A 20,211-nucleotide genomic window follows, 5' to 3' on the forward strand; every position below is an offset into this window, starting at 1 on the left:
ACCGCCCGTCCGGTGGGGGGACACGCCGAAGGGCGGCGGGACAGGTGCCCCGCCGCCCTTCTTCCGGGACGGAGTGTCCCTTACGCGTCCCCGCCGGCCGGGCCGGGACCCGCGGCGGCCACGTCCAGCAGCTCGTAGCGGTCGAGCGCCGTCTTCAGCGCCGAACGATCGATCTTGCCTTCCTTCGCCAGCTCGGTGAGCACCGCCAGCACGATCGACTGCGCGTCGATGTGGAAGAAGCGGCGCGCCGCACCCCGGGTGTCGGCGAAGCCGAAGCCGTCGGCACCCAGCGACTGGTAGGCGCCCGGGACCCAGCGAGCGATCTGGTCCGGGACGGAACGCATCCAGTCCGAGACCGCCACGAACGGGCCCTCGGAGCCGGAGAGCTTCCGCGTCACGTACGGGACGCGCTGCTCCTCCTCGGGGTGGAGGAGGTTGTGGCGCTCGACCTCGACGGCCTCACGGCGCAGCTCGTTCCAGGAGGTCGCCGACCAGACGTCCGCCTTCACGTTCCACTCGTCGGCGAGGATCCGCTGGGCCTCGACCGCCCACGGGACCGCCACGCCGGAGGCGAGGATCTGGGCCGGGATCTGGCCCTTCTCGCCCGCGCGGTAGCGGTGCACGCCCTTGAGGATGCCCTCGACGTCCACGTCGGCGGGCTCGGCCGGGTGCTGGATCGGCTCGTTGTAGACGGTGAGGTAGTAGAAGACGTCCTCGTCGGCCTCGCCGTACATCCGGCGGAGCCCGTCCTTCACGATGTGCGCGATCTCGTACCCGAACGCCGGGTCGTAGGAGACGCAGGCGGGGTTCGTCGACGCGAGCAGCTGCGAGTGCCCGTCCGCGTGCTGGAGACCTTCACCGGTCAGGGTCGTACGTCCGGCGGTCGCGCCCAGTACGAAGCCGCGCGAGAGCTGGTCGGCCATCTGCCAGAACTGGTCACCGGTGCGCTGGAAACCGAACATCGAGTAGAAGACGTACACCGGGATCAGCGGCTCGCCGTGCGTGGCGTAGGCCGAGCCCGCCGCGATCAGCGACGCCGTGCACCCGGCCTCCGAGATGCCGTCGTGCAGCATCTGACCGGTCGGCGACTCCTTGTAGGCGAGGAGGAGCTCGCGGTCCACCGACTCGTACTGCTGACCGAGCGGGTTGTAGATCTTCGCGCTCGGGAAGAACGCGTCCATGCCGAAGGTGCGGTACTCGTCGGGGGCGATCAGCACGAAACGCTTGCCGATCTCCTTGTCCCGCATGAGGTCCTTCAGGATGCGGACGAACGCCATGGTCGTGGCGATCGACTGCTGACCCGAGCCCTTCTTCGCGGTCGCGTACGCCTTCTCGTCCGGAAGGGGCAGCGGCTTCGCCCGCACCACCCGGGTCGGGACGTAACCGCCCAGACCCTTGCGGCGGTCGTGCATGTACTGGATCTCTTCCGAGTCGCGGCCCGGGTGGTAGTACGGCGGGTTGCCGTCCTCCAGCTGCTTGTCCGCGATCGGGATGTGCAGCCGGTCCCGGAAGCGCTTCAGGTCGTCGGCCGTGAGCTTCTTCATCTGGTGGGTCGCGTTGCGGCCCTCGAAGTTCGGGCCGAGCGTCCAGCCCTTGACCGTCTGCGCCAGGATCACCGTCGGCTGGCCCTTGTGGGCCTTGGCCGCCGCGTACGCCGCGTAGACCTTGCGGTGGTCGTGGCCACCGCGGCCCAGGTGCAGGATCTGGTCGTCGGACATGTCCTTGACCATGTCGCGCAGCCGCGGGTCGTCACCGAAGAAGTGCTCGCGGATGTACGCGCCGGTCTCGGTGGCGTACGTCTGGAACTGGCCGTCCGGGGTGGTGTTCAGCTTGTTCACCAGGATGCCCGTGCGGTCCTGCGCGAGCAGCGGGTCCCAGGTGCGGTCCCAGACCAGCTTGATCACATTCCAGCCGGCGCCCCGGAACTGGGACTCCAGCTCCTGGATGATCTTGCCGTTGCCGCGGACCGGGCCGTCCAGGCGCTGGAGGTTGCAGTTGACCACGAAGGTGAGGTTGTCCAGCCCCTCGCGGGCGGCGATGGAGAGCTGGCCGAGCGACTCCGGCTCGTCCATCTCGCCGTCGCCCAGATAGGCCCAGACGTGCGACTTGGAGGTGTCGGCGATGCCGCGCGCCTCCATGTAGCGGTTCATCCGCGCCTGGTAGATCGCGCCGAGGGGGCCGAGGCCCATCGAGACCGTCGGGAACTCCCAGAAGTCCGGCATCGACCGCGGGTGCGGGTAGCTGGACAGGGCGTGGCCGGCCTTCGACTTCTCCTGACGGAAGCCGTCCAGCTGGGCCTCGCTCAGCCGGTCCAGCAGGAAGGCGCGGGCGTAGATGCCGGGGGACGCGTGCCCCTGGAAGAAGATCTGGTCCCCGCCCAGGCCGTCGTCCTTGCCCCGGAAGAAGTGGTTGAAGCCGACGTCGTACAGCGAGGCGGAGGAGGCGAAGGTGGCGATGTGGCCGCCGACCCCGATCCCCGGGCGCTGCGCGCGGGAGACCATCACCGCGGCGTTCCACCGGGTCGCGTTGAGGACCTTGCGCTCGATCTCCTCGTCGCCGGGGAAGAACGGCTCGTCCTTCGTGGCGATCGTGTTGACGTAGTCGGTGCTGCGCATCTCCGGCACGGCGACGCGCTTCTCGCGCGCACGCTCGATGAGCCGGAGCATCAGGTAGCGGGCCCGCTCACGGCCACGCTCGTCGACGGCGGCGTCGAGGGAGTCGAGCCATTCCTGGGTCTCTTCAGGATCGAAGTCCGGGACCTGGCTCGGAAGGCCGCCAATGATGATCGGGTTGCGATCGGATCCGGAAGCCACGCTGTTCCTTCGCTGTTCGGTGGTGCTCTTCGGGGCCTGGTTGCGGGGAACGTACCCCCGGGTGGCCGCATGTACGCCGCCACCATCGTCCATCGCGAGGACCTAAACGTCATCTCTACTGTGGGGTAACACAAGGTTCCCGGGCGAGGTGTCCGGGCACGAGTATCAACGGTGCGAGGGCGGTCCTGCCCAAACCGCAACCATACGCCCAACCCGGCCAAGCGTTCCCAAAGCCCGTTCGAATCCGAATGGCGGAGCGAAACGGCATAAGCTGAGGAAGGACGTAAAGGGTCCGGACACCATTCCCGGCCCCGCAGGAGACATGCCGGAAGTTGCGGCGACGTGGCAGGGAACGTCACCGTTTAGGCGGTCTCGGACGCCGGGTACTTGCGCGATTCGCCGAGCCCGTGTGGACTACGGCCAATGCCCCGCGCACGCGCGTGGCTGAAGCATTTTCCGAAACATGATCAGGAGGCAACCCGTGAGCGCGACCGCGGACCACGCGGAGGAACGGACCAACACGGCCGCGAGGCTTGGGTTCGAACCCGGACAGGTGGTCCAGGAGATCGGCTACGACGACGACGTCGAGCAGGAGCTCCGTGAGGGCATTGAGGCCACAATCGGCCAGGATCTCGTCGACGAGGACTACGACGACGTCGCTGACGTCGTCCTGCTCTGGTTCCGGGACGAGGACGGCGACCTTACGGACGCGCTGGTGGATGCCATTGGTCTGATCGAGGACGGCGGGGCCGTCTGGCTGCTGACGCCCAAGACCGGACGAGACGGATACGTCGAGCCGAGCGACATCAACGAGGCCGCCCAGACAGCGGGTCTTGCCCAGACCAAGAGCATCAGCGCGGGCAAGGACTGGACGGGCAGCCGTCTGGTCACTCCCAAGGGAGCCAAGTCCAAGCGCTGAGCACTTCCGACACCACCCGGGGCCCCCGGACGGCATCGCGCCGTCCGGGGGCCTTCGTGCGCGCCGGGACGGGCCTGCCCGGGCTTTCCGCGAGCCGCTGCGTAGGGTGGGTGTCACCCGGACGGCCCAGGCCGGGAAGTGATGACGTCTGCGAAGGGACGCGTTCCACATGGCGATCGAGGTCGGCACGAAGGCCCCGGATTTCGAGCTGAAGGACAACCACGGGCGGACCGTGAGGCTGTCCGACTTCCGTGGCGAGAAGAACGTGGTGCTGCTCTTCTACCCCTTCGCCTTCACCGGCGTCTGCACGGGGGAGCTGTGCGCGCTCCGTGACGAGCTGCCGCAGTTCGAGAACGACGACACCCAGCTCCTCGCGGTGTCCAACGACTCGATCCACACCCTGCGCGTCTTCGCCGAGCAGGAGGGCCTCGAGTACCCCCTGCTCTCGGACTTCTGGCCGCACGGCGCCACCTCGCGTGCGTACGGCGTCTTCGACGAGGAGAAGGGCTGCGCGGTGCGCGGCACCTTCATCATCGACAAGGAGGGCGTCGTCCGCTGGACCGTCGTCAACGGGCTGCCGGACGCGCGTGACCTGAACGACTACGTCAAGGCCCTCGGCGCGCTCTGATCCGTGCACCCGCCTCCGGAGCCCTCGGACCCGTCCGGGGCCGGGGGCGGGTGGACCGCAGGACCGTCTGAGGGACCGGTGGCCGGTGAACCGGAGATTCCGGGGTTTGTGGGCCACCGGATCCGGGGATCCCCCCGGCGGTTGCCTGCCAAAAGCCTGTTTTGGCAGGGAACCGGTCACTAGGATCCAATCGTTGATCCGATGCCATCGCACGACGGGGGCGCTGGTGTCTGCCGGCCCTCTCAAAACTTTTGGAGGACTCGTGGGAGTCAGCCTCAGCAAGGGCGGCAACGTCTCGCTGACCAAGGCCGCGCCGAACCTGACGGCGGTCATCGTCGGTCTGGGCTGGGATGCCCGTACGACCACCGGCGGTGACTTCGACCTCGACGCCAGCGCGCTGCTGACGAACGCCGAGGGCAAGGTCGGGAGCGACGGGAATTTCGTCTTCTTCAACAACCTCAAGAGCCCCGACGGCTCGGTCGAGCACACCGGTGACAACCTCACCGGTGAGGGCGAGGGCGACGACGAGGTCATCAAGGTCAACCTCGCCGGTGTCCCGGCCGACGTCGACAAGATCGTCTTCCCGGTCTCGATCTACGAGGCCGAGAGCCGTCAGCAGAGCTTCGGCCAGGTGCGCAACGCCTACATCCGCGTGGTCAACCAGGCGGACAACAGCGAGCTCGCGCGCTACGACCTGAGCGAGGACGCCTCGACGGAGACCGCCATGGTCTTCGGCGAGCTGTACCGCAACGGCGCGGAGTGGAAGTTCCGTGCCATCGGCCAGGGGTATGCCTCGGGTCTGCGCGGCATCGCGCAGGACTTCGGCGTCAACGTCTGAGCCGGTTCGGGGGATCCTCCGGACAACCGCAGTTCCACCGCGCCCGGCGCCGCACCCTCCGTGCGGCGCCGGACGCGCTCGGCAGGGCGCCCCGCGTCCGGAAGGCGTCCTGTCGGCAGGAAAGACCGTCCACAGACTCGGGGAGGACACACCATGGGCGTCACGCTCGCCAAGGGAGGCAATGTCTCCCTCTCCAAGGCCGCACCCAATCTCACGCAGGTGCTGGTCGGGCTCGGCTGGGACGCACGATCCACGACGGGAGCCGACTTCGACCTCGACGCCAGCGCGCTGCTGTGCCAGTCGGGCCGGGTCCTCGGCGACGAGTGGTTCGTGTTCTACAACAACCTCACCAGCCCCGACGGTTCCGTCGAGCACACCGGCGACAACCTCACGGGTGAGGGCGACGGCGACGACGAGTCCGTCATCGTGAACCTCACGCAGGTGCCCGCGCACTGCGACAAGATTCTTTTCCCCGTCTCCATCCATGAAGCCGACAATCGTGGGCAGACATTCGGTCAGGTCAGCAACGCCTTCATCCGGGTCGTCAACCAGGCGGACGGTCAGGAGCTCGCGCGTTACGACCTCAGCGAGGACGCGTCGACGGAGACGGCGATGATCTTCGGTGAGCTGTACCGGTACGGCGGGGAGTGGAAATTCCGTGCGGTCGGGCAGGGGTACGCGTCAGGGCTCCGAGGCATCGCTCTAGACTTCGGGGTCAACGTTTCGTAAAGCCGCGCACGGCGCGGGGGAGCCCCGTACTCGACGGGGGAGACCCGTTACTTACATGATGGGGTAGCCAGTGGTTCTGAAAACCTTCGGCTGGTCGTTCGCGGTCACCGCGATCGGCCTGGTCGCAGCGGTGTTCTACGGGGGGTGGCAGGCATTCGGCATCGTCGCGATCCTGTCGGTCCTGGAGATCTCGCTGTCCTTCGACAACGCGGTGATCAACGCCGGAATCCTGAAGAAGATGAATGCCTTCTGGCAGAAGATCTTCCTCACCGTCGGTGTGCTCATCGCGGTCTTCGGTATGCGGCTGGTCTTCCCCGTCGTGATCGTGGCCGTCAGCGCGCAACTGGGGCCGATCGAGGCGATCGACCTCTCGTTCAACGACCCTGACCGGTACAAGGAACTCGTGACGGACGCCCATCCGTCGATCGCCGCCTTCGGTGGCATGTTCCTGCTCATGATCTTCCTCGACTTCATCTTCGAGGACCGGGACATCCAGTGGCTGCGCTGGATCGAGCGCCCGCTCGCCAAGCTCGGCAAGGTCGACATGCTGTCGGTCTGCGTCGCCCTGATCGTCCTGCTGATCTCGGCCATGACCTTCGCGACCCACGCCCACCAGCACGGCGGCGGACACGCCGACAAGGCTTCGACCGTCATGCTCTCCGGCATCGCGGGCCTGATCACCTACCTCGTGGTCGGCGGCCTCTCCGGATTCTTCGAGAACAAGCTCGAAGAGGAGGAGGAGCGGGAGCAGGAGGCCGAGGAAGAGGCCAAGAAGGCCGGCAAGCCGGTCTCCGGCGTGCTCCTGGCGGGCAAGGCCGCGTTCTTCATGTTCCTCTACCTCGAGGTCCTCGACGCGTCCTTCTCCTTCGACGGCGTCATCGGCGCCTTCGCCATCACCAACGAGATCGTCCTGATGGCCCTGGGTCTGGGTATCGGCGCCATGTACGTCCGTTCGCTCACCGTGTACCTGGTCCGCCAGGGCACCCTGGACGACTACGTCTACCTGGAGCACGGCGCCCACTACGCGATCGGCGCCCTCGCGGTCATCCTCCTCGTCACCATCCAGTACGAGATCAACGAGCTGATCACCGGTTCCGTCGGGGTCATCCTCATCGGCTGGTCCTTCTGGTCCTCGGTCCGCCGCAACAAGGCCCTCGCGGCTGCGGGCGGCGGCGATTCCAAGGCGGAAGTCTCCTCCGGGGTGTGACCCGGTAGGGATTGAGGAACGCTCTCTCTGCGGGGCGGCCCATGGCGGCGGTTCTCCGGGAACACCCGGACCCGGCCCGGTGGCCGCCCCGCAGTGACGTGCGTGGCGTGTGGGCCGTGTGTGGGGTCGGGCGATGGAACTACCGGATACATGTGGGGGTTGGGATGGCCTTCTGGGACGGCCTGTTCGCGGGGCGGGCGGCACAGTTCGAGTCGGGTAACTCCGCGACGAACTCCATCGTGCTCTCCCGGCGCAACGCGACGGTCTCGCTGAACAAGCAGGGCGCGCTGTCGGGAAATCTGCGTGTCAACCTGTCGTGGCGGATGCGCACCTCGGACATCGGGGGCAGGGCGCGGCAGAGCGGCCGGCTGCTGCGTCCGCTGAAGCTCTTCCAGCCCGAGGTCGTCCAGGCGCACACCCAGGGCATGGTCAACGTCGACCTCGACCTGGGCTGCATGTACGAGCTCAAGGACGGCACCAAGGGGGTCGTGCAGCCGCTGGGCAACCTCATCGGCGACCTCCAGGGGCCGCCGTACATCCGGTTGAGCGGCGACGACCGGTTCGGGGCGCCGTCCGGCGAGACGGTCTATGTGAACCTCGACCACCGGGACGACATCAAGCGCCTGCTCTTCTTCGTGTACATCTACGACCAGACCCCGGCCTTCGACCGTACGCACGCCAAGGTGACGCTCTACCCGGGCAACGGCCCGCGCATCGAGATCGAGCTGGACGAGCGCGCCCCGCAGGCCCGCTCCTGCGCGGTGTTCACCGTGGACAACACCAAGGGCGAGCTGGTCGTGCGGCGCGAGGTGAAGTTCGTGTACGGCTTCCAGTCGGAGCTGGACCGGATGTACGGCTTCGGCATGCAGTGGGGACGCGGCTACAAGACGCGGGCCTGAGTGCGCGCCGTCAAGGGCTGCGGCGCCTCCGGTTCAGGACCGGAGGAACTGCGGGCCCTGCGGGGGGAGCACGAAATTCGGGTCGGCGGCGGGCGCCGCCGCCGCTGCGGGCTGCGGGTAGCCGTAGCCGGGCCGGTCCGCGGCGGGCTGAGGGTAGCCGTACGCGGGCTGGGAGGCCCCGGCGGGCTGCGGGTAGCCGTAGGCGGGCGCGGTGGCCGCAGACGGCTGGGGGTAGCCGTACGCGGGCTGCTGGTGCTGCACCGTCGCCTGGCTGTCGGCCGAGGCAGCGGGCGGGAAGGACGGCTGGGCATCCGGCGCGGGCACGGCCGCGGGGCCGGGCTCGGAGGCCGCCTCCGCCTCGTCCACCGAGATCCCGAAGGCGGTGGCCAGGCCGACGAGGCCCGTGGGGTAGCCCTGGCCCACCGCACGGAACTTCCAGCCGTCGCCGCGCCGGTACAGCTCGCCGCAGATGACCGCCGTCTCCTCGCCGGTCTCCGCCCGCACGTCGAAGACCGCCAGCGGCTCACCGTCCGCCGACGCGGCGTCGTACAGAGATATCCGCAGGTCCCGGACCCGCTCGAACGCCTCTTCGTCGCAGGACGCGGCGATGACCACCTGGTCCACGGAGGGGTCGAGGGCGGCGAGGTCCGCCTCGATCGTGTCCGTGAGACCCTCAGGGCCGCTCCGCTTGGGCAGCCGGCGCACGAGACCCGACGGGTGGCGCGGCTGGTTGTAGAAGACGAAGTCCTCGTCCGAACGCACCCGTCCGGAGGCGCCGATCAGCAGGGCGGAGGCGTCCACATCCGGGACCCCGGGGCCCGGGGTCCAGCGCAGCACGGCCCGTACGGCCATGGCGTCGAGAGGGACGTTCGAGCCCTTCAGCATCGCGTGCGTCATGGCGGTCATCCTGCCTGCTCGTGGGGCACCCGGACAACGTGGGGGTGTGAACCGGTAGGCCGGGGCGTGTTCCCGCGGGGCGCGCGGGCGCGCCGCGGGGCAGGCGGGACACGCCGGGGTTACCCGAAGTTCATATGGGCGGGGAACCTACGACACCTGTCCGAACGTACTATTACCGGCCACACGTTGTCCGGTCTATCAGGCAGTACGGGGGAATCACATGCGTCATTTCGGGCACATCTCGCCCGCTGTCCGGGAGGGCTTGTTCTTCAGGGAGCCGTGCGAATTCAGCGCGGGTTCCTCCTCCCACACCCTTTCGGCGGCGCTCGGCGCCACCCTCTACAGCCCCGCGACCCGGCCCAGGCTGGCGGACGACGTGATCAAGCAGGCCGGGCGGGGAGTCGTCTCCATGGTCCTCTGCCTGGAGGATTCGATCGACGACGGGGAAGTGGTCGGCGCCGAGGCCAACCTGGTCCGGCAGTTCGCCGAACTCGAGGCGCGCGTCAGCGACGTGCCCCTGCTCTTCATCAGGGTGCGTGAACCGGAGCAGATTTCCGACCTCGTCCGGCGTCTCGGAAGCTCCGTCCGATTGTTGTCCGGATTCGTACTTCCCAAATTCACCGAAGAGCGGGGAGAGCTGTTTCTGGAAGCCCTCACCGCGGCCGAGGCGGACAGCGGGCACCGGCTGTTCGCGATGCCCGTCCTGGAGTCCCCCGAGCTGCTCCACCTGGAGACCAGGGGCGAGACGCTCCGGGGAATCGCCCGGACCGTCGACAAGTACCGCGAGCGGGTCCTCGCGCTGCGCCTCGGTGTCACCGACTTCTGCTCCGTCTACGGCCTGCGCCGGGCGCCCGACATGACGGCGTACGACGTGCAGATCGTCGGCGCCGTCATCGGGGACGTCGTCAACGTGCTGGGCCGGGCGGACGGCACGGGCTTCACCATCACCGGACCCGTCTGGGAGTACTTCCGCCTCCAGGAGCGGATGTTCAAGCCCCAGCTGCGCCGCAGCCCCTTCATGGGCCAGGCCGAGGAGCTGCGCACCACCCTCATCGAGCACGACCTCGACGGCCTCCTGCGCGAGATCGAGCTCGACCGGGCCAACGGACTGCTCGGCAAGACCTGCATCCACCCGTCCCACGTCCTGCCCGTGCACGCCCTGTCGGTCGTCAGCCACGAGGAGTACAGCGACGCGCAGGACATCCTGCGGCCGGAGCGGGGCGGCGGCGGAGTGCTGCGCTCCGCCTACACGAACAAGATGAACGAAGTGAAGCCGCACCGCGCCTGGGCCGAGCGGACCCTTCAGCGGGCCGAGGTCTTCGGCGTGGCGCGGGCGGACGTCGGCTTCGTGGAGCTGCTGGCCGCGGGCGTGGCCGACTGAGCGCGAACCCGGCCGGGCACCCGGCCGGGCACATACCGGAAGCCGAGCGGGAAGAAGAGGCAGTGGACGTGGAGTGGTCGGGTAACTGGGTGGCGGAGCGGCTCGGGGTCGAGCTCACCGGTGACGGCGAACTCCGGGAGCTGCTGGGCCTCGCCCTGCGCCGCAACCCGAAGCGGGCGCATCTGCTCGTGTCGAACGTCCTGGGCAAGCATGTGCCCCAGCGCCCCTCCGTCGTCCACGGCGCGGGACGCGAGCTCGGCGAACGGGTGCGGCACCTGCTGGGCGAGGCGGACGCCGCCCGCGCGGTCGTCCTCGGATACGCGGAGACGGCCACGGGGCTCGGTCACGCCGTCGCGGACGGTCTGGGGGTGGCCCCGTACCTCCACTCGACCCGCCGTCCCGTCGCGGGAGTGGCCCAGGCGGGCGGCTTCGAGGAGTCGCACTCGCACGCCACCTCCCATCTGCTGCTTCCCGAGGACCCGGACCTGCTGAGGACCACCGAGGAGGGCGGGCCGCTGGTCCTGGTCGACGACGAGTTCTCCACCGGCAACACCGTGCTCAACACCGTCCGGGCCCTCCACGCGCGCTACCCCCGGGACCGGTACGTCATCGTGGCCCTCGTGGACATGCGGTCCGAGGCCGACCGCGGGCGGCTCGCCGAATTCGCCGAGGAGATCGGCGCCCGCGTCGACCTGGTGGCCCGCGCCCGGGGCACCGTGCTCCTGCGGGACGGGGTCCTGGAGAAGGGGCGCGGCCTGGTCGCCGCGCACGAGGCGGCAGCCACCGAGGCCGCACCTCCCGCCCCGAGATCCGCCCCCGTCCGCGTCCCCCTCGACTGGCCGGCCGGCGTCCCCGACGGCGGGCGCCACGGTTTCACGCCCGTCCACCGCGCGGCCCTCGACGCCGCCCTGCCCGGCATGGCCGCCCAGGTCGCCGACGCCCTGGGCGACGCCCGCAGGGTGCTCGTCCTCGGCTTCGAGGAGCTGATGTACGCACCGCTGCGGCTCGGCACGGCCCTGGAGGACGCCACCACCGCCGACGTGCGCTTCTCCACCACCACCCGTTCTCCCGTGCTCGCCGTCGACGATCCCGGCTACGCGATACGCAGCCGCCTCGTCTTCCCCGCCCACGACGACCCCGCCGACGGCCCGGGCGACCGGTACGCCTACAACGTCGCCGGCGGCGGATTCGACGCCGTGGTCGCCGTCGTGGACTCCGTGGCCGACACCCCGGCCCTGCACGCCCCCGACGGCCTGCTGGCCCGTCTCGCCGGGCACACCGACCGGGTCCTGCTCGCGGTCGTCCCCTCGTACGTACCCCCGGCCGCCACCCGGACGGCCCCGTCGCCGGGCCCGGGCGAAGCAGCCGCATCGCCCGTCACCCGCACGGGCCCTTCGCCGCACCCCGACAGGCAGGAAGCCGCCATGCTGCCCGAACCCCTCCGGGGCCCCGCCTTCTCCTCCTACGCCCCGGACGACGTCGGCTGGCTGCTCCAGGACCTCTCGGACACGCCCCTGGAGGCGCCCACCGAGGAACGCGAGGAAGCGATCCAGAGCGGCGGCGCGCACTACGCCGAATCGCTGCCCGTCGAGTACCAGCCCACCCCGCAGTACCAGGAGCTGTTCCGGGCGGCCCTGGAGACCTCCGCCGCGCGTATCGCCCGCGCCGTCGGCACGGTCACCGAGACGGTCATCGCGGAGCGGGGACCCCGCCCCGTCCTGGCCTCGCTGGCACGGGCCGGCACGCCCGTCGGGGTCCTGATGCGCCGCTGGGCGCTGCACCGCCACGGACTCGACCTGCCGCACTACGCCGTCTCCATCGTCCGGGGCCGTGGCATCGACGCCAACGCCCTGCGCCTGCTGGCCGCCCGCCACGACCCCGCGGACGTCGTCTTCGTCGACGGCTGGACCGGCAAGGGCGCCATCACCCGCGAACTCGCCACGGCCCTGGAGGAGTTCGACGGCTTCAACCCGGAGATCGCCGTGCTGGCCGACCCGGGCGGCTGCGTACGGACCTACGGGACCCGGGAGGACTTCCTCATCCCGTCCGCCTGCCTCAACTCCACGGTCTCCGGGCTGATCTCCCGCACGGTCCTGCGCTCGGACCTGGTCGGCCCGAACGACTTCCACGGAGCGAAATTCTACCGAGAGCTGGCCGGCGCCGACGTCTCGGGCCTGTTCGTCGACTCGGTCGTCGCACACTTCGACGAGGTCGCCGACGCCGTGGACGCCGAGGCCAAGGAACTCCTCGCCGCGGACCGCGCCCCCACCTGGGAGGGCTGGGCCGCCGTCGAGCGGATCAGCGAGGAGTACGGCATCCACGACGTGAACCTGGTCAAGCCCGGTGTCGGCGAGACCACCCGGGTGCTGCTGCGCCGGGTCCCCTGGAAGATCCTGGCCAAGCGAGGCGCGGGTGCGGACCTCGACCACGTACGGCTGCTGGCCGAGCAGCGCGGCGTACCGGTCGAGGAGGTCGAGGAACTCCCCTACACCTGCGTCGGGTTGATCCACCCCAAGTACACCCGTGGCGCCACCGGCGCCGACGGCACGGCGGTGACGGCGAAGTGAGCGACGCAGCGACCGCACCCGTGGACGCCCCCGTCACGCTGGTGGCCAGCGACCTCGACCGCACCCTCATCTACTCGGCCGCGTCCATGCAGCTGACGATGCCGGACGAGCAGGCCCCGCGGCTGCTCTGCGTGGAGGTCTACGGCCGGGCGCCCCTCTGCTACATGACGGAGACGGCTGCCGCCCTGCTCGGCGAACTGGCCCGCACGACGGTGTTCGTACCGACCACCACCCGGACCCGGGAGCAGTACGGCCGCATCCACCTCCCGGGCCCGGCCTCCCGCTACGCCATCTGCGCCAACGGCGGCCACATCCTGGTCGACGGTGTCTCCGACCCGGACTGGCAGGCGCGGGTGGCCCGCCGGATCGCCGACGAGTGCGTCTCCCTCGACCAGGTCCGTTCCCACGTCCTGGCCACGGCAGACCCCGCCTGGCTGCTGAAGGAACGGGTCGCCGAGGACCTCTTCACCTACGTCGTCGTCGACCGCGCGGCCCTGCCCGACGGCTGGGTGAAGGAACTGGCGGCCTGGGCCGACCCGCGGGGGTGGACGGTGTCACTCCAGGGGCGGAAGATCTACGCCGTGCCCAAGCCGCTCACCAAGAGCGCCGCGATGGCGGAGGTGGCCCGCCGCACGGGCGCCACCCGAACGCTCGCCGCAGGCGACTCGCTCCTGGACGCCGACCTGCTGGTGGCCGCCGACCGCGCCTGGCGCCCGGGCCACGGCGAACTCGCCGACAGCGGCTGGGGAGCACCCAACACCGAGGTGCTCAGGGAGCGGGGCGTGGCCGCCGGCGAGGAGATCCTGCGCCGCTTCCTGCGCGCCGCCGAGGCGCGTCCGGCGGGTCTCTGAGCGTCCCCGGGCGGACTCCGGGAGGCTGGGTGCGCCGCCGCGACAGGAGGAGACACAGATGACCAAGGGCAACACCACCAAGATCACCGAAGAGCTGTACGCGTACGTACTCGCCCACAACCCGCCGCTGGACCCGGTGCAGCGCGCGCTCGTCGAGACCACGTACGCGCGGCTCCCCGACCGCGCGGGCATGCAGTCGGCCGAGGAACAGGGGCCGCTGCTGGCCTTCCTCGCCCGGCTGACGGGGGCCAGGCACATCGTGGAGGTCGGCACCTTCACCGGCTTCTCCGCGCTGTCGATGGCCCAGGCACTTCCCGCGGACGGGGTGCTGATCGCCTGCGACATCTCCGAGGAGTGGACGGCGTACGGCTGCGAGGCATGGGAGAAGGCCGGGGTCGCCGACCGGATCGACCTGCGGATCGCACCCGCGCTGGACACCCTGCGCGCGATGCCGGGCGAACCGCACATCGACATGGCCTACCTGGACGCGGACAAGGAGAACTACATCCCCTACTGGGAGGAACTGGTCCCGCGCATGCGCCCCGGCGGGCTCGTCGTCACGGACAACGTCCTCTTCCACGGGAGCGTCGTCGACCCGGCGGCCACCGGGGCGGCGGCGGCCGTCAAGGAGTTCAACGCGCACGTGGCGGCCGATCCCCGGATGGAGAGCGTCCTGCTGACCGTGGCGGACGGGCTGACGCTCTCCCGCCGGATCTGACCCGCATCCGCGCGGGTGCCCGGTGCCCGGCCGTCAGCCGCAGCAGCCGCCCCCGCAGCAGCCTCCGCCGCCACCTGACGACGGGGCGGGGGCGGAGGCGGCAGAGCCGCCCACGGCTACGGCGGAGAGCAGCTTCACGGTGTCCTCGTGCCCGGCGGGACAGGAGGCGGGAGCGGAGGACTCGGCCATGGGGCGGCTGACTTCGAACGTCTCGCCGCAGGAGCGGCAGCGGTACTCGTAACGAGGCATGGCCCCAGATTAGAGCCTCTTCTGCGCGGGACGGGGCGTCTTCCCTCTCGCCACCTCGGGCATCGGGGCGGGGGCGAGGCGCTCCTCCCTCGCCACCTGCTCGGGGTGGCGGGCACGCCAGTACGGATTGTCGTGGGGCAGTCCGCCGCTGACCCTCCCGTACATGCCGAACATCATCAGCAACAGGCCGACCACGAAGCTGAACAGCACGTTCTGCATGTGGAAGGCCAGCACGTTCATGTCGCTGTCCAGCAGGGCCAGATTCACGAACCCGCTGACGATGAAGGCGATCCCCAGGACCATGTTCAGGGTGGAGGCGAAGTTTCCCCCGATGACCATCCCGACGAAGAGCAGCAGCCCGACACAGATGGACAGGATGCTCAGGGCGCCGTTGGTGTTGAGGCCCGCGACGGTGTCACCGCCGGTGTCGAAGAAGCCGATACGGTCGATGAGCCCGAGGATGCCGAAGGCGACGAGCAGGAGCCCCATGAGGCCCGCTCCCACCCGGTAGACCTTGCTGAGGCGGTGGTCCACGGGCAGGTGTTCGTCGAGCCGGGGAACCTTGGGCCCGTCCGTCTTGCGGCGGCGGCCTGTGGGGTGCAGGACATGTATGGCCATGTGTCGGCCTCCTTCGGCCACGTACGGGCCTGGGGGCGGGCCGCGTACGACCCGGGAAGGACCGCCGGTACGGCCCCAAGGTGCGCCGGGTGCTGTGATCCGGCGATCCGGGGAGGACCGCTGTCCGGCCCGGGGCGGGCCGCGTACGGCCCGTGCGCCTCGGCGGAAGCCGCTGCGTACTTCCAGCATCGGCCCGGCGGCGGCCGGGGACAAGTCAGCCCGCCCCGGCCCCGCTCGCGGACGTCCGGCGCGGGTCGAGCCGGGCCGGAGGTGGGGCACCGGCACCTCAGGCGCCCGGGTGCGGCGGTCAGGAAGCGGGCGTGGTGATCCCCGGGTGCGGCGGTCAGGAAGTGGGCATGGTGGAGCCCGGGTGCTGGCGGTCAGGAAACCGGCTGTGGCGTTCCAGACACCGGGCGTGGCGGCCAGCAGACCGGGCCGGGGCGGTCAGAAGCCCAGGGCGTGGCGGTCAGGCGCCGGCGCCCAGCTCCTCGCGGATGGCCGACACCACCCGCGTCGCGGTCTGCCGGACCGCCTCGGTCTCGGTGAGGAAGTGCCAGTAGTCGGGATGGCGCCCCTCGAGCCCGGCGACCGCCCGGTCCAGCCGCGCCACCGCGTCGTCCAGCGGGCGGGCGTGGCGCGGATCGGGCGTGTTCCGCCCGGCCATGGCGAGGCGCTGGGCGTCACGGATGGCGAAGCGGGTGCGGTCGATCTCCGCCTGCGGATTCTTGGCGACCGCGTCCAGCTGCCGCAAGCGGTCACCGGCGGCCGACACCGCCTCGTCCGTCGTGTTGAGCAGCGCCCGGACCGTGCTCAGCCGGGAGGTCGCGTCGGCCCACCGCTGCTCGGACCGCGCCTCGGCGGCCTCCGCCAGCTTCGCCTCGGCCTGCCGCACGTTGACGGCCGCCTGCTCGGGCACCGGCTGGAGGTCCTGCCAGCAGGCCGCCGAGAAGCGCCGCCGGAGCTCGCTGAGGACCGGCTCCACCTGCCCGGCGCGCGTCGTCAGCGCCTGGGCCCGGGTGCGCAGCGACACCAGCCTGCGGTCGATCTCCGTAGCCCGCTCGGGCAGCCGGTCCGCTTCCGTCCGCACCGCCTCGGCGTCACGCAGCACCTGATCGGCGCGCTGCAGGGTCTCGGTGACGCCGTGCCGCCCCGCGCCCTGGTTGAGCTTGGTCAGTTCCGGGGCGAGCGCCGCCAGCCGGGCCGCGAGATCGTCCGCCCGCAACCCGGAGGCCCGTACGGCGTCCAAGGCGTTGCTCGCCGCGAGCAACGCCTGCCGGGCCCGCTCCACGGCGGGCGCGAGGCGCGCGAGCTGGGTCTCCGCGCTGCCGAGCAGTGGCCCGAGCCCTTGGGCGAACCGGTCCAGCTCGCCCTTCACCCGCACGAGGTCGTCCCTGGCCCGGGTCAGCTGGGTCCGCGCTCCGGCCGCGGCCGAGGGCTCCAGATCGTCCCGGTCGAGGTCGTGCGCGTCGACGGCGGTGATGTACGCGTGGCTGACCTCGTCGATCCGCCGCCCCAGCTCCGCGAAGTCCTCCGCGGCCTTGCGAGCAGGGGGCGAACTGTCCACAGCCGTGATCGTCTCGATGGAGATCTGCAGGTCACGCTGCGCCGTGTCCAGCTCGTAGAACGCCTCGGCGGCGGCGTCCTTCGCCGCCTGTGCGTCGGCCCGCTGACTCTCGCCACGGCCCCCGAACCACCGGCGTGTACCGCCGCCGGCGAAGGCGGCAGGAAGCACGGCGCCGACGAGAGGCACCGGCAGCAGCATCAGCACCAGGACGTCCCTGACGGCACAACCAACACTCGCTTTCGCCTGAGGCCGCGTGTGTGTCGCCGTCACATCCCTCTCCCGTGCCGATCCGCCCTGCCCGGTTCATTCTCCCACCAGTTAGGACGAACACACGGGCCGGTTAGTTCGCACTTCGGACGGTGACTTCCCCGTTGTCGCTGCGCGCCTTCACCACGTGACCGCTCCCGGCGCTGCGGGGCACGTCGACGCGCACGTCACCGTTGTCCGCCTCGGCCGCGACCGCGTACGCACTCTTCCCGGCCGGCAGGGTGATGGAGATGTGCCCGTTGTCACTGACCGTGTCCACGAGATCCGGCACGGTGGCGAATCCGAGTGAGATCGAGCCGTTGTCCGCACGGGCGATCACCGAGGTCCCGGAGACGCGCTGGGCCTCGACCGTCCCGTTGTCGCTCTGCAGATCCAGCGGCCCGGACACGTCGCGCACCTCCACCCCGCCGTTGTCGGCGGAGATCTTGAGCGGACCTGCGAAGCCGGCGGCGGTCACCTTCCCGTTGTCACCCCGGACGGTGAGGGGCAGCCCCTTGGGCACCTTCACCTCGTGGTGCGCCTCGCAGTTGCTGATCATGGCCCGGCACTTCACGTGGAGCGTGAGCTTGTCCCCTTCCAGCTTCCACACGGGGTCCGGCCCACTGCCCAGCACGACCCACCCGTCGACCCGGCGGCTGACCTCGATGTGGTCGACATCGGCGGGCACGAGGTCGAGGGACGAGTTGTCGGCGTCGATGGTGAGCGCCTTCCCGTCGAAGGCGAACGACTTGTGCTCGACGGGCGCCCCCTCCGCGTTCGCACCACCACAACCACTGAGCGCGGCGACGAGAAGCACGGTCCCGCCGGCAGCGAGGAGTCCGCCGGTGCGTCGTGTACGGATGGTCATGATGTCGAGTCCCCCTGAGAGCGCTGCCGATGTGCCCCCACCGTATGTACGGGCCCACTCCCGCAACGATCCGGACGGCTACCGTCTCCGGGGTGGGGATATCCCCCGTACCCCCACCCCGGCGGACGCTCGGGCGCTCGGGCCGGGGCACGCGGCGGCGGGCCACCGGATTGCGGCGGGGGGCTGTGGGCCATGTAACCTGTTGCTTCATCCACGGGTGCGTAGCTCAGGGGTAGAGCGCTGCTCTTACAAAGCAGATGTCGGCGGTTCGAAACCGTCCGCGCCCACCAGTACTAAGCACGACGAAGGCCCAGGTCACCGGTACCAGACCGGGAGCCTGGGCCTTGTTCGTTCCTCAGTCGCGAAGGCGGGGGAGAGGCGTCGTGCCAGGCACGTGCCAGATGCGTCGTCGGGCTCTGCCGGCCGGGCCTTTCTGATTTGCTCGTCGACGTGCGCGGCGATCGCGTGGTCACGGCCGTTCACCAGGTGCTGGTAGATCAGCGCGGCACGTACCGACGAGTGGCCCATGCGTTGCATCAGCTCGCGGGTAGTCGCACCGCCGGTCGCGGCGAGGGTGTTCCCGGTATGGCGCAGATCGTGGAAGTGGACGTGCCGAGACGACCATCAAGCCGACCGACCACGGCCAAGCGGCACAAGCTCACACGTGCGGTAAGACTTTCTCTACTCATCAAGGCACCCGGCTGCGCTCCGCTTCCAAGCGATCGAGCTCGCGATCTGCTGCGTTTCGCCTGGCCTGCATCAACGTGAAGGCACCAGCAACGACGACGCGCCCAAGTGCGCCAGCAGCCCTGATCGCGGCAGCTATGAGTTGAGACATAGTTACTAGTACAGCGGGTGCCATCGGTGAGGTTGAGGGACAGCAGCGTTGCGGTACAGCAGTGCAGTACCGCAACCACAGCAACCGCCCCCGTCCGCTACCGTCTCTCCGGGGCCTCGTAGCGGCCGGTATGGCCGTCGCTGACCGTTCTGGCTAAAGCTACGGATCAGGTGGCCACCCCAAGGGAAGGTGGTGCGCGGTCGGCTCTGGCAGGTCATCCGCTGGCCATCAACGAGGCCCGACCGTCGGTTAGGTCCCGGACGATTCTCCGGGCCGCCCCCAGACAGGCCGGGGATGCAACCATTCTCTCCAGAGCTGGAACCCCCGGAAGCCGACCGCGCGTTTGAGACCCTAGACGCCAGCACTGACAACCGACTCGCCGACGATCAACCGTCGACCGCTGAGTGTCCAACTGCGTGACAACGCCGACGAACAACGGCGGACGAGCGCGGACGTCAGCGGACCATCAGCGCAGTGAGAGCCGCGCTTGACCAAGGCAAGACCAGCATCCGAGTTGCTTCGGGACGAAGAGGCCCTGTCGCCAAGGCCGGCTGTAGCGTGCGGGGCGTGCGAAACGACCGACACGACGAACCTCTCTGCGAGGAGGAACTGGAACTCTTCTTGCAGTACCTCCATCGCTTCGCCAAGCACGACGTCGATCAGTTCGTGGTCATGGAAGTAGGCGACCCTGGCCACCCGTGCTACCTGGACCTCTCCCGGGCTCCGGCACCCGGAACCGACCCGGCTATCTACCGTCGCCCGTAGCCGCACAGGGCGGCACCTGACATCCACGGCTGGGATCAACAGCACCGGACGCCAACGACTTCGAGCGGCCGTAGGTGTTAGCCCAAGCTGCGTGGCAGCCGACTTCTGAGGACGTCGGGTCGAACTTACGAAGCAGATGTCGGCGGTTCGAAACCGTCCCCGCCACCAGTCAGAACGCCCCCGCAGCGAGCCGTTGCGGGGGCGTTGACGGAGGCAGGTGACTGACGGCCGAGCTCAGGACCAGGACCCTGTGTTCTGGCCCTTGGTGTTCGCCGCGCCCAGACCTTGTGCGAGACCCTGGTCCGCTGCCCCACGCTCCAGTGCCCCGCGTTCTCCCGAGCCGCCTCTGCGTCGCAGTGCGACCAGGCACGCCACGATCGCGGCAGCAGATACGACTGCCATGGAAATGATGAAGATCATGTTTCCCCCGTGGTGTCTGGCGGAACCGCCCTGTGGTCCCTTGCCGCTCCGCATTGTCGTGGGCCGCCTGTTCCCAGGGACGCCCAGTCCTTGTTCGGGCTCCGCAAATACGCCTCATGCGTGTCGCGTCGCGCCTTACCCAGAGAGGCGTCCCGAGAAATGTGCTCATGACCGGAGCCGGACGCCGAGGCTGCCT

At 69.9% G+C, this 20,211-nt stretch carries 18 protein-coding genes, 1 tRNA gene and 1 pseudogene; 12 read left to right on the forward strand and 8 right to left on the reverse strand.

The window, feature by feature from the left end:
* Positions 1-80: 80 nt before the first annotated feature.
* Positions 81-2,813, reverse strand: coding sequence for a pyruvate dehydrogenase (acetyl-transferring), homodimeric type (gene aceE / locus ACFY8O_RS09525; RefSeq protein WP_145801730.1), 2,733 nt, complete (start codon positions 2,811-2,813; stop codon positions 81-83).
* Positions 2,814-3,294: 481 nt separating this feature from the next.
* Here aceE and ACFY8O_RS09530 point away from each other — a divergent pair, with 481 nt between their 5' ends.
* From ACFY8O_RS09530 to ACFY8O_RS09555, 6 genes are all read left to right on the forward strand, one after another.
* Positions 3,295-3,732, forward strand: coding sequence for a DUF3052 domain-containing protein (locus tag ACFY8O_RS09530; RefSeq protein ID WP_145801731.1), 438 nt, complete (start codon positions 3,295-3,297; stop codon positions 3,730-3,732).
* Between the two features lie 169 nt (positions 3,733-3,901).
* Positions 3,902-4,360, forward strand: a complete 459-nt coding sequence (locus ACFY8O_RS09535) for a peroxiredoxin (RefSeq protein WP_145801732.1) — start codon at positions 3,902-3,904, stop codon at positions 4,358-4,360.
* Positions 4,361-4,622: 262 nt separating this feature from the next.
* Positions 4,623-5,198: a TerD family protein gene (locus tag ACFY8O_RS09540; protein WP_124276684.1), complete on the forward strand. Its 576-nt coding sequence runs from the start codon at positions 4,623-4,625 to the stop codon at positions 5,196-5,198.
* A gap of 153 nt (positions 5,199-5,351) precedes the next feature.
* Entirely contained in the window at positions 5,352-5,927 is a 576-nt protein-coding gene (locus ACFY8O_RS09545) for a TerD family protein (RefSeq protein WP_073747245.1), read from the forward strand.
* Positions 5,928-5,997: 70 nt separating this feature from the next.
* Complete coding sequence (locus ACFY8O_RS09550; RefSeq protein WP_387900320.1) at positions 5,998-7,134, forward strand: DUF475 domain-containing protein; 1,137 nt, start codon at positions 5,998-6,000, stop codon at positions 7,132-7,134.
* Between the two features lie 164 nt (positions 7,135-7,298).
* Positions 7,299-8,033, forward strand: a complete 735-nt coding sequence (locus tag ACFY8O_RS09555; RefSeq protein WP_145801734.1) for a TerD family protein — start codon at positions 7,299-7,301, stop codon at positions 8,031-8,033.
* A gap of 33 nt (positions 8,034-8,066) precedes the next feature.
* Here ACFY8O_RS09555 and ACFY8O_RS09560 read toward each other — a convergent pair whose 3' ends face one another.
* Positions 8,067-8,939 carry a TerD family protein gene (locus tag ACFY8O_RS09560; RefSeq protein ID WP_145801735.1) on the reverse strand — a complete coding sequence of 291 codons (873 nt, stop codon included), beginning with the start codon at positions 8,937-8,939 and terminating at the stop codon, positions 8,067-8,069.
* A gap of 211 nt (positions 8,940-9,150) precedes the next feature.
* Here ACFY8O_RS09560 and ACFY8O_RS09565 point away from each other — a divergent pair, with 211 nt between their 5' ends.
* The 4 genes from ACFY8O_RS09565 (at position 9,151) to ACFY8O_RS09580 (ending at position 14,447) form a co-directional block, all read left to right on the forward strand.
* On the forward strand, positions 9,151-10,311 hold the full coding sequence (locus ACFY8O_RS09565; protein WP_387900323.1) for an HpcH/HpaI aldolase/citrate lyase family protein: 1,161 nt from the start codon (positions 9,151-9,153) through the stop codon (positions 10,309-10,311).
* Positions 10,312-10,373: 62 nt separating this feature from the next.
* Positions 10,374-12,878, forward strand: coding sequence for a phosphoribosyltransferase (locus ACFY8O_RS09570; RefSeq protein ID WP_387900324.1), 2,505 nt, complete (start codon positions 10,374-10,376; stop codon positions 12,876-12,878).
* Between the two features lie 86 nt (positions 12,879-12,964).
* Positions 12,965-13,729, forward strand: coding sequence for an HAD family hydrolase (locus tag ACFY8O_RS09575; protein ID WP_387901075.1), 765 nt, complete (start codon positions 12,965-12,967; stop codon positions 13,727-13,729).
* 58 nt (positions 13,730-13,787) lie between these two features.
* Complete coding sequence (locus ACFY8O_RS09580; protein ID WP_387900326.1) at positions 13,788-14,447, forward strand: O-methyltransferase; 660 nt, start codon at positions 13,788-13,790, stop codon at positions 14,445-14,447.
* Between the two features lie 33 nt (positions 14,448-14,480).
* On the opposite strand, the gene ACFY8O_RS09585 is transcribed toward ACFY8O_RS09580, so the two are convergent.
* From ACFY8O_RS09585 to ACFY8O_RS09600, 4 genes are all read right to left on the reverse strand, one after another.
* On the reverse strand, positions 14,481-14,696 hold the full coding sequence (locus ACFY8O_RS09585) for an FmdB family zinc ribbon protein (RefSeq protein WP_145801740.1): 216 nt from the start codon (positions 14,694-14,696) through the stop codon (positions 14,481-14,483).
* Positions 14,697-14,705: 9 nt separating this feature from the next.
* A complete protein-coding gene (locus ACFY8O_RS09590; protein ID WP_387900328.1) occupies positions 14,706-15,314 on the reverse strand; it encodes a DUF4383 domain-containing protein in 609 nt (202 codons plus the stop codon).
* A 466-nt stretch (positions 15,315-15,780) separates the two neighbouring features.
* Positions 15,781-17,148 (reverse strand): hypothetical protein, encoded by a 1,368-nt coding sequence (locus ACFY8O_RS09595; protein ID WP_387900330.1) that lies wholly within the window; start codon positions 17,146-17,148, stop codon positions 15,781-15,783.
* Between the two features lie 70 nt (positions 17,149-17,218).
* A complete protein-coding gene (locus tag ACFY8O_RS09600) occupies positions 17,219-17,992 on the reverse strand; it encodes a DUF4097 family beta strand repeat-containing protein (RefSeq protein WP_387900331.1) in 774 nt (257 codons plus the stop codon).
* A gap of 215 nt (positions 17,993-18,207) precedes the next feature.
* Between ACFY8O_RS09600 and ACFY8O_RS09605 the strand changes: the two genes are divergently transcribed.
* Positions 18,208-18,282, forward strand: a tRNA-Val gene (locus ACFY8O_RS09605).
* A gap of 103 nt (positions 18,283-18,385) precedes the next feature.
* Here the strand turns inward: ACFY8O_RS09605 and ACFY8O_RS09610 are convergent.
* Positions 18,386-18,601: pseudogene (locus ACFY8O_RS09610) on the reverse strand (site-specific integrase); the annotation flags it as partial.
* Positions 18,602-19,397: 796 nt separating this feature from the next.
* Between ACFY8O_RS09610 and ACFY8O_RS09615 the strand changes: the two are divergent.
* A complete protein-coding gene (locus ACFY8O_RS09615) occupies positions 19,398-19,595 on the forward strand; it encodes a hypothetical protein (protein WP_387900333.1) in 198 nt (65 codons plus the stop codon).
* Positions 19,596-19,829: 234 nt separating this feature from the next.
* On the opposite strand, the gene ACFY8O_RS09620 is transcribed toward ACFY8O_RS09615, so the two are convergent.
* Entirely contained in the window at positions 19,830-19,997 is a 168-nt protein-coding gene (locus ACFY8O_RS09620) for a hypothetical protein (protein WP_387900335.1), read from the reverse strand.
* Positions 19,998-20,211: the final 214 nt, after the last annotated feature.

The organism is Streptomyces argenteolus (genome assembly GCF_042902585.1).
GTDB classification, from domain to species: Bacteria; Actinomycetota; Actinomycetes; order Streptomycetales; family Streptomycetaceae; genus Streptomyces; species Streptomyces argenteolus.